Annotated in this window: 10 protein-coding genes; all 10 read left to right on the top strand. The window is 48.4% G+C overall.

Annotation, left to right across the window (positions count from 1 at the left end; genetic code table 11):
• Nucleotides 1-116: 116 nt before the first annotated feature.
• Nucleotides 117-1,703 (top strand): SUMF1/EgtB/PvdO family nonheme iron enzyme, encoded by a 1,587-nt coding sequence (locus DWW90_RS08210; RefSeq protein ID WP_122344632.1) that lies wholly within the window; start codon nucleotides 117-119, stop codon nucleotides 1,701-1,703.
• A gap of 35 nt (nucleotides 1,704-1,738) precedes the next feature.
• Complete coding sequence (locus DWW90_RS08205; RefSeq protein WP_122344631.1) at nucleotides 1,739-3,133, top strand: Gfo/Idh/MocA family oxidoreductase; 1,395 nt, start codon at nucleotides 1,739-1,741, stop codon at nucleotides 3,131-3,133.
• Between the two features lie 3 nt (nucleotides 3,134-3,136).
• The gene (locus DWW90_RS08200; protein ID WP_115499604.1) at nucleotides 3,137-4,078 is read left to right on the top strand and encodes a sugar phosphate isomerase/epimerase; all 942 of its coding nucleotides are present in this window, start codon (nucleotides 3,137-3,139) and stop codon (nucleotides 4,076-4,078) included.
• 22 nt (nucleotides 4,079-4,100) lie between these two features.
• Nucleotides 4,101-4,790, top strand: coding sequence for a helix-turn-helix transcriptional regulator (locus DWW90_RS08195; RefSeq protein WP_187574930.1), 690 nt, complete (start codon nucleotides 4,101-4,103; stop codon nucleotides 4,788-4,790).
• 13 nt (nucleotides 4,791-4,803) lie between these two features.
• Nucleotides 4,804-5,382, top strand: a complete 579-nt coding sequence (locus DWW90_RS08190; RefSeq protein WP_122344630.1) for a response regulator transcription factor — start codon at nucleotides 4,804-4,806, stop codon at nucleotides 5,380-5,382.
• 111 nt (nucleotides 5,383-5,493) lie between these two features.
• A complete protein-coding gene (locus DWW90_RS08185) occupies nucleotides 5,494-7,812 on the top strand; it encodes a TonB-dependent receptor (protein ID WP_122344629.1) in 2,319 nt (772 codons plus the stop codon).
• Nucleotides 7,813-7,822: 10 nt separating this feature from the next.
• Entirely contained in the window at nucleotides 7,823-9,904 is a 2,082-nt protein-coding gene (locus DWW90_RS08180; protein WP_122344628.1) for a TonB-dependent receptor, read from the top strand.
• A 40-nt stretch (nucleotides 9,905-9,944) separates the two neighbouring features.
• Entirely contained in the window at nucleotides 9,945-11,150 is a 1,206-nt protein-coding gene (locus tag DWW90_RS08175; protein ID WP_115499610.1) for an MFS transporter, read from the top strand.
• A complete protein-coding gene (gene hemN / locus DWW90_RS08170; protein ID WP_122344627.1) occupies nucleotides 11,147-12,514 on the top strand; it encodes an oxygen-independent coproporphyrinogen III oxidase in 1,368 nt (455 codons plus the stop codon). Before DWW90_RS08175 ends, hemN begins: the two co-directional genes overlap by 4 nt.
• Complete coding sequence (gene hemG / locus DWW90_RS08165) at nucleotides 12,515-13,879, top strand: protoporphyrinogen oxidase (protein WP_122344626.1); 1,365 nt, start codon at nucleotides 12,515-12,517, stop codon at nucleotides 13,877-13,879.
• Nucleotides 13,880-13,881: the final 2 nt, after the last annotated feature.

Genomic DNA, 13,881 nt, shown 5'->3' with positions numbered 1-13,881 from the left:
TATTTCGTTAAATAGCCAGTATAGACTTTCGTTTTATACCGGAAAACACTACTTTTATTCCCGATTTTTAAATCTAATTCAAGACTAATTGTAAAATCGCTTACCATAAGAAACAAATGGCTACTAACAAGAATTTGAATCGCTATCCTTCAGGGAAAAAAGGAAGATTTTTCAAAGGAAAGACCTTTATTCTCTTGATCGGATTACTTCTCGGTGCGGGCATTATGGTTGCCGTATATAAGACATCCGTTTACTTTTCATCCGACGAATCGTGTATGATGTGCCATGTACATCCACACGTTGAAGACAGTTGGAAACTTTCCAAACATGTAAACAACGGAAGTGGGGTTAAAACTCATTGCGTAGCTTGCCACCTCCCGCCTCAAAGTGATACATGGAACCATTATACGGCAAAAGCCAAATTAGGATTAAAGGATGTATGGTCCTATATGACAAAAGACAGTGCCGATTTCGATTGGGACACAAAATCGGAATTGGAACACGCGGTTAAATATATCCCGAACGAATCTTGTAAAGAATGTCACCAGAATTTGTTTCCGGAGGGAATCAATCAGGATGGCATTACCGCACACCTCTATTATGATGAAAACGAAAAGAAACTGGATTTACAATGTATCAGTTGCCACCTTGACGCAGGACATTATAATCCGGATTACAAACACGGCAAATTGACAGGCATTCCGGGCGCAAATACGACTGCATCCATAGACACCAGTATGTATTTCAAAACAGCTACACCTGTCACGTCTTTTGCCGATTATACGGAACAAATCCCCGGAACGCCCGTTTCATTCAAGATGGTTGCCATACCGGGTGGTACATTCAAAATGGGTAGCACCGAAAAGGAAGCATTCCACAAGGAAGATGAAGCTCCCGTACGGAACGTAACAGTCAGTCCGTTCTTCATTGCCGAAGTCGAGGTTACCTGGGATCAGTACTGGGCATTCTATGGACAGACCATGAGTGAAGGACGTACGCCTCCGGAAACGGTGTATGCCAACAACAGCAACCCGGATGTAGATGCGATTTCCGGTCCGACTCCACCGTTCGGATTCCCCGACCAGGGATGGGGTGGCGGTGATCGTCCGGCAATCACAATGACCCACTATGCTGCAGAAACGTTCTGCCAGTGGTTATCTAAGAAAACAGGAAAGAAATACCGTCTGCCGACTGAAGCAGAATGGGAATATGCTGCTCGTGGAGGTACGGAAACCCCTTACTTCTTCACCGGCAACCCGAAAGATTTTTCAGACCAGGGATTCTGGCGTAAGTTCTTCGATGCAAAAACAGACAGCATCAGTTCATTCGTAATTTATGTAAAGAACAGCAAGAACAGGACACAGGAGCCAAATGAAGTGAAAGCAAATCCGTTCGGCTTGAAAAATATGTTGGGTAACGTAATGGAATATTGTGCAGACAAATATGATCCGCAAGCTTATAGCAAAGGCGGTGAAAACGTAACAAACCCATTGGTCACTGAGGGTGAAGAATGGGTTGTACGTGGAGGTAACTACACTTCCGATGCTGCAGATGTTCGTTCTGCAGCCCGTGATTATACAAAGCATGATGCCTGGTTAAAAACAGACCCGCAACAACCGAAGAGTATTTGGTGGTATTCGGATATTCGTGGTATCGGTTTCCGTGTGGTTTGCGAACCGGACCCTGCGATTGGAGTAAAATAACAGATGATTAATTGATACCTATAATTTACTATATCATGAAGCGAGAAAACAGTATTAGCAGAAGATCTTTTTTGAAAAGTACAGCTATGGCCGGTGCACTGGGTGCTATCGGTACAGGTAGTGCGAGTGTATTAACCTCATGTGCCGGTAGCGGTAGCGAAAGTGCAGCAGCCAACAAACCGCTGAAAGAACCCGGAACATACTATATCCCCGAATTGCCTGACTTGGCAACAGACGGTAAAGAACTGAAAGCCGGTGTTATCGGTTGTGGCGGACGTGGTTCCGGCGCTGCTGAAAACTTCCTGGAAGCAGCAAACGGCGTAACAATCGTTGCTTTGGCTGATACTTTTAAAGAACGTGTAGACGGGTTGGCTGATAAATTGAAAGCAAAAGGATGTGATATTCCTGCCGACAAACGCTTCGTTGGCTTAGATGCTTACAAACAATTGATCGATAGCGGTGTAGACGTAGTTATCGTAGCGACTCCTCCGGTTTTCCGTCCGGTTCATTTCCAATACGCAGTTGAAAAAGGCAAACATTGCTTCCTGGAAAAACCGATTTGTGTAGACCCCGTAGGTTACCGTACTATTATGGCTACGGCTAAACAAGCCCAGGCCAAGAACCTGTGTGTCGTAACAGGTACACAACGTCATCACCAACGCAGCTATGTTGAATCTTATAAGAAGATCATGGAAGGCGCTATCGGTGAAATTACCGGCGGTGTTGTTTACTGGAATCAGAATATGCTTTGGTTCCGCGAACGTCAGAAAGACTGGAATGATTGCGAATATATGATCAAAGACTGGGTTAACTGGAAATGGTTATCCGGTGACCATATCGTAGAACAGCATGTACATAACATTGACGTATTTACATGGTTCAGCGGTTTGAAACCGGTTAAGGCTGTAGGTTTCGGTTCTCGTCAACGCCGTATCACGGGTGACCAGTATGACAACTTCAGCATTGACTTCACAATGGAAAATGGTATCCATATGCACAGTATGTGTCGCCAGATCGACGGTTGCGTAAACAACGTCAGCGAATTTATCCAGGGAACAAAAGGTACTTGGTCAACAGCTAACGGTGAAACAGTAATCAAAGACAATGCCGGCAATGTTGTTTGGAAATATGATTCCGAAGCTGAAAAAGCAAACACAAAACAGCAGAATCCATATGTATTGGAACACGTAAACTGGATCAACTGTATTCGTGGCGGCAAGAAAATCGAACAAGCTTCCGAAACAGCAGTGGCCAACATGGCTGCCATCATGGGACGTGAATCAGCATACAGTGGGATGGAAACAACATGGGAAGCGATGACTGCATCTCCTCTGGACTATACTCCAAAAGACCTGAATCTGGGTAAGATGGACATGAGTGGATTTACTGTTCCGGTACCGGGTAAACCTCGTGACGAAAAGAAAAAATAACATATGGCACTGAACAGAAGAAACTTTTTAAGAACGACTCTGGCAGGTGCGGCTGTTGCAGCCGGTAGTTCAGCTCTTGCTGCCTGTGGTGGCAAAGGGGCTTCTGCTGAAGGTTGTCCGACCGACAAGAAAGCTTGTTGCAATAGCAAAGCCGAGTTGAAAATATCCTTCCAGGAAGGTATTGCGCCGGGTGAAAACCTAAATCAGAAACTGGACCTGATGGAAAAGTTGGGTGTTGTAGGTTTCGAACCGGGCGGACGTGGACTGAAAGACCGGGTGAAGGAAATCAAGGATGCTTTGAATGGACGCAATATCAAAGTGAGTGCGATCTGTGCAGGTTTCGATGGTTTCATCCTATCAAGCGATCCGGAAAAAAGCAAAAAATGCATGGACACCATGAAGGAAATTATTGCTCCCGCAGGAGAGCTTGGTTCCGTCGGTGTAATTATCGTTCCGGCATTCAATTCGCAGTCTCCGGTAATGCCTCATACGCAGGAAACACGCGATTTCTTATGCGAACAGTTCAATGAAATGGGCAACTTCGCTAAGGAGCACGGTACGACAGTAATCTTTGAACCGCTTAACAGAAAAGAAGCATTCTACCTTCGTCAGGTAGCAGATGCCGCTTCTATCTGCCGCGACATCAACAATCCGGGCGTACGTTGCATGGGTGACTTCTGGCATATGACATGGGAAGAGACAAGCGACATGGGCGCATTCCTTTCTGCAGGCGATTACCTGCAACATGTACACATTGCCAGCCGTAAACGCCGCAGCATGCCAGGTGAAGACGGAGATGCAGATAACTATGTAAACGGCTTCAGAGGTTTGAAAATGTTAGGCTATGATAAATATGTAAGTTTCGAATGCGGATGTCAGGGTGACCGGAATGTTTTGGTTCCTGCCGCAGTTGAATTATTACGTAAACAGTGGGAAGAAGCATAATATGCCATTAGTATATCCTAATATGCAAATGAGTGAGGTGGTGGAAGAGCACCCCTCACTCATTCCTGTTATCAACCGGTTTGGAATCCGTCTGGGATTAGGCGACAAATCGGTCAAAGCAATTTGTGAAGAATATCAGCTGGATACCGACTTCCTGTTGACGGTGATCAATACGTTTCTCAATGAAGAATACTTCCCCGAAAAGAAGTTACAAACATTCCATACATCACAGATCATCGATTACCTGACTAAAACCAATCAATATTACCAACGTTATCAAATCCCGAATATAGAAAGGCATCTCGGTTCGTTCATTTCCATGAGTACACCGGGAAATAATACACTTAACCTGATCGGAAAATTTTTCTCTTCGTTCAAAGAGGAACTGACTTCACGGATAGAGAAGGACGAACAGGTTTGGTTCCCCTATTGTTTATCATTAAGCGAACAGTTGAAAAACTATCAATCATCCGGACAAGTCGAAGCCCTTCACCTGGGTTCCGAACAACGGCTGGAAGATCCGATAGAAGCACTGCTGGCCGATTTGAAAAGCATTATGATCAAGCACTTATCCGGCGATTATAATGAGAACTTGTGTTACGCCGTCATATTTGCTGTCAGCAGTTTGGAAAAAGACATCAAACAACACAACCGCATCCGTTACCGGATACTGACTCCTATGGTTTCTGCAATGGAGAAGCTGTGTATTTAACAAATTCGACCGGATGCACCACAACAAGCAAATAGCAATCATACTGTCCGACACACTGCAAAGCACGGGACTGCAAAGTATGCTGATCGACTATTTTCCACCGGTAGAAATCAGCCATTATCCTACATTCGAAGCCTTGTCGACTTCGGGAAACGACACATTCGACTACTATTTCACCAACTCTACCCTGTTTGTACTAAATGCAGACTTCTTTCTGCCCCGACGCAGTAAGACAATGGTATTAATAGACGGAACAGAAGGAGAAGGCGGCTTGTCAACCACAAATCATATCACGACCAAAGCTCCGCAGGAAATCATCATCGAGCAGTTGGAACAACTATTTGCAGGAGACAGCAGCTGCTATCCCGGCGAAAACAATAAAGACCTGTCTATCCGTGAAACAGACGTTCTCCAGTTGATCGTCAAAGGCAGCACAAACAAAGAAATCGCCGACAAACTGAACATCAGTCTTAACACCGTTCTCACCCATCGCAAAAACATCACTACCAAACTCGGTATCAAAACAGTTTCCGGACTCACTTTCTACGCCATCATGAACGGCATTATCTCGGGCGACGAGATCGAACTTTAAAGTTGAAAGCTGAGAATTGAAAGTTAAAAATCACTACATATAGTGATTGACAGCCTTGAATCTTTCTCGTTCCTTTGTAAGCGTAAAATACTAATAGTTTACAACAACACGATGAACAAACGCTACCTCTATGCTCTTGTTGCGAGCTCACTGATCGGCCTGCAAACATTAAAGGCAGAGCATGTTAATATTAACGACACGATTAAAACTTACAATATCGACGAAGTGGTGATCACCTCATCGACGAAGGAGACGAACGACCTGCGCTTGCTTCCCGGAGCAGTTTCCATTCTTTCGCCCCAGGCGATAGCTGCTCGTCAGATAGATGCGCTGAAGGACATCAGTGCATTTGTCCCCAACTTGTACATGCCGGATTATGGGTCAAAAATGACTTCAGCCATCTATATCCGCGGAATCGGGGCACGAAGCAGCGGGCAATCTATCGGACTTTATGTAGACAACGTCCCCTATCTGGACAAAAGTGCTTTCGATTTCGAGCTGAATGACATCCAACGCATCGAAATCCTCCGTGGTCCGCAGGGAACTCTTTACGGGCGTAATGCAATGGGAGGAATCGTCAACATCTATACCCTCTCGCCCTTCACCTACCAAGGAACGAAGATATCCATGTCGATGGGTAATTACGGAACAGCTAAAGCAAAGGTTTCCCAATACAGCAAACTCAGTGAAAACGTCGGCATCTCGGTTAACGGCTATTATGACCGGAACGACGGTTTCTTCATCAACGAATACGACAACAGTAAAGCAGACAAAGAGGAGTCGGCCGGCGGACGATTCAAGCTGGACTGGCACATAACGGACAAGCTCATGGCCCAATACACGTTCAATTACGATTATGTCACCCAGAAAGCCTTCCCATACGGTCAATACGATCCGGCAACCGGAACCGTACAGCCGATCCGCATCAACGACCCGAGCTCCTACTGGCGGCGAACACTCAACAACAGCCTGTACCTGGAATGGAAGACAGACCGGTTTACCCTCTCTTCCACCACCGCCTACCAATATCTGAAAGACGACATGAAGATGGACCAGGATTACACGGAGCTCTCCATTTTCACCCTCAACCAGAAACAAAAGCAATACGCTTGGAGCGAAGAACTGGCAATTAAGTCCAACACCAAAAGTAATTACCAGTGGAGCTTCGGTGCATACGGTTTCTACAACAGCCTGAACACCGACGGCCCCGTCGTCTTCAAAAAGGACGGGCTCAGCGGCATCCTGCAAAAAGCATTCGACGACATGCTGGCCAATAATCCGAAAGCGCCGAAGCTAACAGTCTTGGGCGACGAATCGAACCAGATCTATTTTCCCGGAAACTTCGACACACCAACACACGGATTTGCAGCGTTCCACCAATCGACTTACAATAATTTGTTTATAGATGGCCTCTCCATCACCGCCGGCATCCGACTGGATTACGAAAAGGCGGAACTGACTTACCATTCGGCTGTCGACAGCATGAAGATCGGCGTACAAATGGGCCCGATGAACATAACGCTTCCCGTCAACACGGTGATGGATGGCAACATCTCGCAAGATTTCCTCCAGGTGTTACCAAAAGTGTCACTACGCTACCAGTGCACACCAGGGACATTCACCTACGTTTCGGTTGCCAAGGGCTACAAGACCGGAGGATACAACGTCCAAATGTTTGGTGACCTCGTCCAGGCGGAAGCGCAATATGAACTCCAGTCGAAATTCATGCCCGACGGAGCCAAAAAACCGGGAGAGGTAAAAGATGTCGCTTCCTACAAACCCGAGCACAGTTGGAACTACGAAGCCGGTATCCGCAGCGAACTGATCAAAGGCCGCCTCAGCAGCGAACTGACCCTTTTTTATATGGATATCCGCGACATCCAACTGACTTCGTTCGCCGAAAACGGCAGCGGCCGCCTGATCACCAACGGAGGGAAGGCAAACAGCTACGGTGTGGAAGTGAGCCTGCGAAGCCGGATCACTGAAGGGCTGACGGCCGACCTCAACTATGGCTTTACACATGCCTCGTTTCGCGATTACGTCTTCACCGACAAAAATGAACAGGGCAAGATAGTCGAAACAGACTGTAAGGACAATTATATACCTTACACCCCACGCCATACGGTCAGCTTGGGAGTGCAATACACGAAACTGTTGCATAATAAGCCGATCGACCAGTTCACCGCCTCCGCCCAATTCACCGGAGCCGGCAAGATATTCTGGACGGAAAAGAACGATATCAGCCAGCCCTTCTACGGACTGCTGAATGCCAAAGTCGGAGTCCGCAAAGGGATCGTAAACCTGAACCTGTGGAGCAGAAACATCACTAACACAGACTACCAAGCGTTCTATTTCGAGTCATTCAACCGTTCGTTCATCCAGAAAGGCAAACCTTTCCAGATCGGCGGCGAAATAACGGTAGCATTTTAAGAGATAAAACATGAAACTATTATATTTCCTCCCGGTTTTCTTCTTTCTCTCCTATACGGCAAAAGGAGAAGAAATAGAGAAAGACACGTCGAAGATACGGAACGTGGAATTGAACGAGATCGTCGTTCAATCCTTCAAGCAGCAACGCGACCTCCGGCTCGAACCCCTCTCGGCCACAGCCGTTACGGGTACAGCCATACAGAACCGTAACATTACGGGGATCAAAGAGTTCAGTTCCTTCATCCCGAACCTCTTCATGCCCGATTACGGATCGAAATTGACGTCGCCCGTCTACATCCGCGGGATCGGTTCGAAGATCAACTCGCCGTCGGTCGGCCTCTACGTCGACGGAATCCCCTACTTCGAGAAATCTGCATTCGATTTCGACTTTGCCGAAGTAGACAGGATAGAAGTGTTGCGCGGTCCGCAAGGAACACTCTACGGGCGTAACACAATGGGCGGCATCATCAACGTCTACACCAAATCGCCCTTGAAGTACGAAGGAACAAACCTGTGGCTTTCCAACGGGACCTATGGTTATCGCGACTATTCCCTCTCCCATTACAATAAAATCGGCGAGAAATTCGGGTATGCCATCTCGGGCAATTACACTAACAGTGACGGATACTTCACCAACCTCTATACCGACAAGAAAACGGACGATTCGAAAGCCGGTTCCGCTCGCATCCGCCTGGAATGGAAACCCAGTGCGCGGCTCTCTCTCGGGCTGATGAGTTCGTTCGACCGCTCGAACCAGGGAGGCTACCCCTACGCCGTCTGCGACTCGGTGACACACCGCCCCGGCGACGTGAATTATAACGATTACAGCTTCTACAAACGGACACTCTCCACCACCGGATTTTCGGCCGACTACCAGGGCGCGGGCTACAGCATCAACAGCCGTACAGCCTTCCAATATCTCTCGGACCACCAGGGCATCGACCAGGATTTCTCGCCCCGAAGCATCTATTTCGCCCGTCAGGATATGAAGCAGAAGATGGTTTCCGAAGAATTAAACATCAAATCGACCACTACCGGCCACTATAAATGGCTTTTCGGCGCCTTCGGATTCTGGCAAGGCATAGACAACGTTGTAATTCTCGATTATCTATCCAAAGACTATACGACGCGCAAGTTATACGACACGCCCACTTACGGCGTCGCCTTCTATCACCAATCGACGATAGATGATTTGCTGACGCGCGGCCTCTCGCTCACCTTCGGACTCCGCTACGATTACGAACACGCCTCCAACGATTACCTTTTCTATAAAGAGGCAGACGGTGGCAGCCAGCAGATGGACGCTTTCGACAACAAGCTCAAGTTCAGCCAAGTGACGCCAAAGATCGCCCTGCAATATATGTTCCCATCCACCGGAATGATCTACGCCACCGCGACAAAAGGCTATAAAACAGGCGGCTTCAACACCTCATTCGATCGAGAGGAGGACCGCAGCTTCAAGCCCGAGACGAGTTGGAACTACGAGTTGGGCGCCAAACACCCGTTCCTCGACAACCGCCTCAACGCCGAGTTCTGTTTCTTCTGGATCGACTGGAAAAACCAGCAGATTTATCAGATGCTCGCCACGCAAACCGGACAATTCCTCCGCAATGCCGGGCGAAGCGAAAGCAAAGGCATAGAAGTCAGCTTGCAAGGAAACCCGGTGAACGGGCTGATGGTGCAGGTCAACTACGGCTTCACGCATGCCACCTTCAAGGATTATAAAGACAACAGGAAAGGCATCGACTATGCCGGCAATTTCCTTCCGATGGTGCCCCGCCACACGTTTGCCGCAGGCGCCGACTACACGATCCCACATCCTTGCACGCATATCGACCGCTTCACTGTCAGTGCCGGCTATACCGGAACAGGGCGCATCCTGTGGAAAGAAGACAACAAGGTGTCGCAATCTTATTACGGACTGTTGAATGCGAAAGTATCTGCTACCAAAGATTTTATTACCTTTGCAATCTGGGCGAAGAATATTACCAATGCCGATTATGCGGCCTACTATTTTGAAAGCGCCGGCAATGGCCTGGCACAAAAAGGGCGGCCGTTCACGATCGGAGGCAATATCCAATTGAGTTTTTAAAGTTTTCCGGAAGTCCGGAAAACGATAAACAAAATAATTGATGATACAGAAAGATAAAACATACAACCTCGCGACCTTCTTCTGCCTCTACATCGCGCAGACGATCCCGATGAGCTTCTTTTCGACCGTCATCCCGGTGATGATGCGCCAGGAGAACTTTTCGTTATCGGCCATCGGGCTCTTACAACTGATCAAGCTGCCCTGGATATTAAAGTTCCTCTGGTCGCCGATGGTCGACCGCCATGCGCTGACCACCGGAGATTATAAGCGATGGATATTTTCTTCCGAGTTAATATACGCCGCATTGATCTTTGCCGTCGCTTTCCTCGATTTTCATACAGATTTTTACACGATCGTGGGCCTGATCATCATCTCGTTTATCGCCTCTGCGACACAGGATATTGCAACCGATGCATTAGCAGTGCTTTCGTTCAGCAAACAAGACAAAAGTATGGTCAACAGTATGCAGTCGATGGGGAGTTTCGGTGGCTCGATGCTCGGAGGCGGCGTCTTGCTACTGCTTTTCAAACAGATCGGCTGGAACAGCCTGTTACCCTGCCTGGCACTGTTCGTTGTCGTCGCCCTCCTGCCGCTTGTCTTTAATAAAGGCATCCGGATCGAGCCGAAAGATAGCCATGAACGTGCTAAAAAAGCGGATGTATTCTACTTCTTTACCCGCCGGAGCATCTGGAAACAGATCGGTTTCCTGTTCCTCTACTATTCGGGGCTGATCGGGACGTTAGCTATGCTGAAGCCCTGGCTTGTCGATCTGGGCTACGACATGAAAGAGATCGGGGTAATGAGTGGGTTGGTCGGAACGTTTGCCGGCTTTCTTGCATCTTTCGCCGGTGGGATGATCGTACGCCGGATCGGCCGGTTCCGTGCACGCATCTTATTCGCCGTGTTCGTGCTTGCGGCAACTCTCTATTTTCTCGGGCTGTCGTATGTGCATCCCACAACCGCATTACTCTACGGCGGGATCATTCTTCTCTGGGGAAGCTACGGGATGGCGACAATAGTGGTCTATACCACCGCAATGGACTGTGTACGCCCCGGACGCGAAGGGACGGATTTCACGATCCAGACAGTTATCACACATCTTAGTGGTATGCTGATGGCGATCCTTAGCGGGAAAATAGCCGATCATACAGGTTATCACGGGCTCTTCTTCTTTGAAGCAAGTATCGCCCTGATTTCACTCATTTACATAGTAACGGTTTTTAAAAACGAAAAAAATACGATATGAAACAAGAGATTATTGATAAATATAATGTACCGGTCCCACGATATACAAGCTATCCGCCGGCGAATTATTTCAAAGACAAGACCAATCAGAAGGATTATATAAAAGCGATCTGGCAGTCTAACAGCCAAAAGCCCGAGGCAATATCCTTTTATATCCATATTCCATTTTGTTTGAAGTTGTGCCATTATTGCGGATGCAATTCAATAGCTTGTCCCGAACCGGAAATCATAGATCGTTATATCGCTGCTTTACATAAGGAGATGGATATCATTATCCCCTTACTAAACCCAAAGCGCAAGATATCGCAAATTCATTACGGAGGAGGAACCCCCAATATAATTCCGGCTTACGAACTGGAAAGCTTGAACAGGCATCTGTTGGCACCGTTCGACACAATCGACAATCCGGAAATCGCAATTGAATGTCACCCGGGATGGATGGAAGAAAACGCGTGGATGAAACTGACAGAAGCCGGGTTCAACCGGGTCAGCATCGGTATACAGGATTTTAATAATAAAGTCCTGAAAGCTGTCCATCGCGAAGCTCCATTGATACCGATAGAAAAGGCAATAGCAACCCTTCGCTCGGGCGGTGCACGGATCAATATGGACTTCCTCTACGGATTGCCCTACCAGACGGAAGCGAGCTTTGCCGAGACAATCGAAAAGGCTGTATCCTTGCAGCCGGACCGTATCGTCACTTTCTCTTACGCACATCTTCCGCAGATATTCAACCGCCAAAAGATGTTGGAAAAAGCCGGCTTGCCTTCCGCAGAAGAAAAAAGCCGAATGTTCGAAGCTGCCCGTAAGATTTTCCTCGAGGCGGACTATAAACAGATCGGGATGGATCACTTCGTCACAGGAGATGACGATCTCTATCGGGCGCTCGCCAAAGGACAACTGCACCGTAACTTCCAGGGATACTGCACCCGTCAGACGACCGGTCAAGTGTATGCCTTCGGCGTGTCGGGTATCAGCCAGCTCGGAACGGCCTATGCTCAAAACACAAAGGATATCATGGAATACATCGAGAAAGTCGAAGCCGGTATCCTGCCTACCGTAAAATACTATCAATTAAACCGGGAAAAACAGATCACGCGTGAAGTTATCGAAGCGCTGATGTGCAATTACCATATCAAGTGGGAGGATTTGTCCGAACGCCTGGCCTTCCCGATCGAAGAGATCAAGCAAGCGACAGCCTATGATGAGGCCCGCTTACAGGAATTTGCCGACGACGGTATTATCGAATACGACAACGACCAAATATGGGTAACGCCCGAGGGCAAACCGTTTGTCCGTAACGTGGCGGCTTCGCTTGACAAACTGATGCTGGATACAAATAAATCATTTTCTAAACCGATATAAATGGATACAGACATAGTAATCATCGGAGCCGGACTGACCGGGCTTACAACAGGCTTCTGGCTGTCACGTGCAGGGAAAGACCTGCAGATACTGGAATGTTCGGATCACGTAGGGGGACAAATTCATACCTTTCGTGAAGAAGGTTTCGTCTTTGAGAGCGGACCGAATACAGGAGTTGTCTCTTATCCCGAAGTGGCCGAATTGTTTGCCGCCCTGGCACCAGCCTGCACACTCGAAACGGCCCGCGAAGAATCCAAACGCCGCTTGATTTGGAAAGGAAACAAGTTTCACGCACTACCTTCCGGACTGTTCAGCGCCGTCACGACTCCGTTGTTTACGCTTGGCGACAAGTTTCGCATCCTCGGCGAGCCGTTTCGCGCCAAAGGGACTAATCCCGATGAGTCGGTCGGCGAACTGGCGGCGAGGCGCCTCGGCAAATCCTTCCTGCGCTACGCAGTCGACCCGTTCCTGTCAGGCGTGTATGCCGGCGACCCGTTGAAACTCGTCACCCGTTATGCGCTTCCGAAGCTATATAACCTGGAACAGGAATACGGCAGTTTTATACGCGGCTCGATCGCCAAAGCCCGACAGCCGAAAACCGAACGCGACCGCCTGGCCAGCAAGAAAGTATTCTCTGCCGTCGGAGGTCTGGACCGCCTGACAACTGCAATGGCCGATGCTATCGGGCATACACGCATCACGCTTTCGGCTGCGGATGTCACCATTCGACCGTCTGCCGGCAAATGGCAAATCACCTACACGACAGCCGAGGGCCAGCAAACGCTCATTGCCAACAAAGTAATCACCACCACAGGAGCTTACACATTGCCAAGCCTTCTGCCATTCATCCCCAAAGAAAAAATGGAGCAGGTCAGCAACCTGCATTATGCGCCGGTCGTACAAGCCAGCGTCGGCTTCCGCAATACCGGAGGACTGCGGTTTGAAGCCTTCGGAGGCTTGGTTCCTTCCTGTGAGAAAAAGGATGTGCTCGGCATTCTTTTCCCTGCCGCCTGCTTTGCCGGACGGGCTCCGGAAGGAGGAGCCCTGTTCTCGTTCTTCATCGGAGGCGTAAAACATGCCAATCTGACAACCTGGCCGGAAGATGAGCTGGAAGCTCTTATTAGGCACGAACTTCATGCTATGCTGAAGTTTCCGGAAGAAGCCGGGCCGGATATGATCCGCATCTTCCGTCACGAACACGCCATTCCCCAATACGAACAGAACAGCGGCATCCGTTTCGCTACCATAGCCGAATTAGAAGCCAGCTATCCCGGCCTTATTCTGGCCGGTAATCTCAAAGGCGGCATCGGCATGGCCGACCGCATCCGCCAAGCAACAGCTATCGCAAACAGTCTAATTAATTGAAT

Source organism: Parabacteroides sp. AF17-28 (assembly GCF_003479205.1).
GTDB lineage: Bacteria > Bacteroidota > Bacteroidia > Bacteroidales > Tannerellaceae > Parabacteroides > Parabacteroides acidifaciens.
Note: the sequence above shows the minus strand (reverse complement) of the source record. Positions and strands in the feature narration are given on the sequence as shown.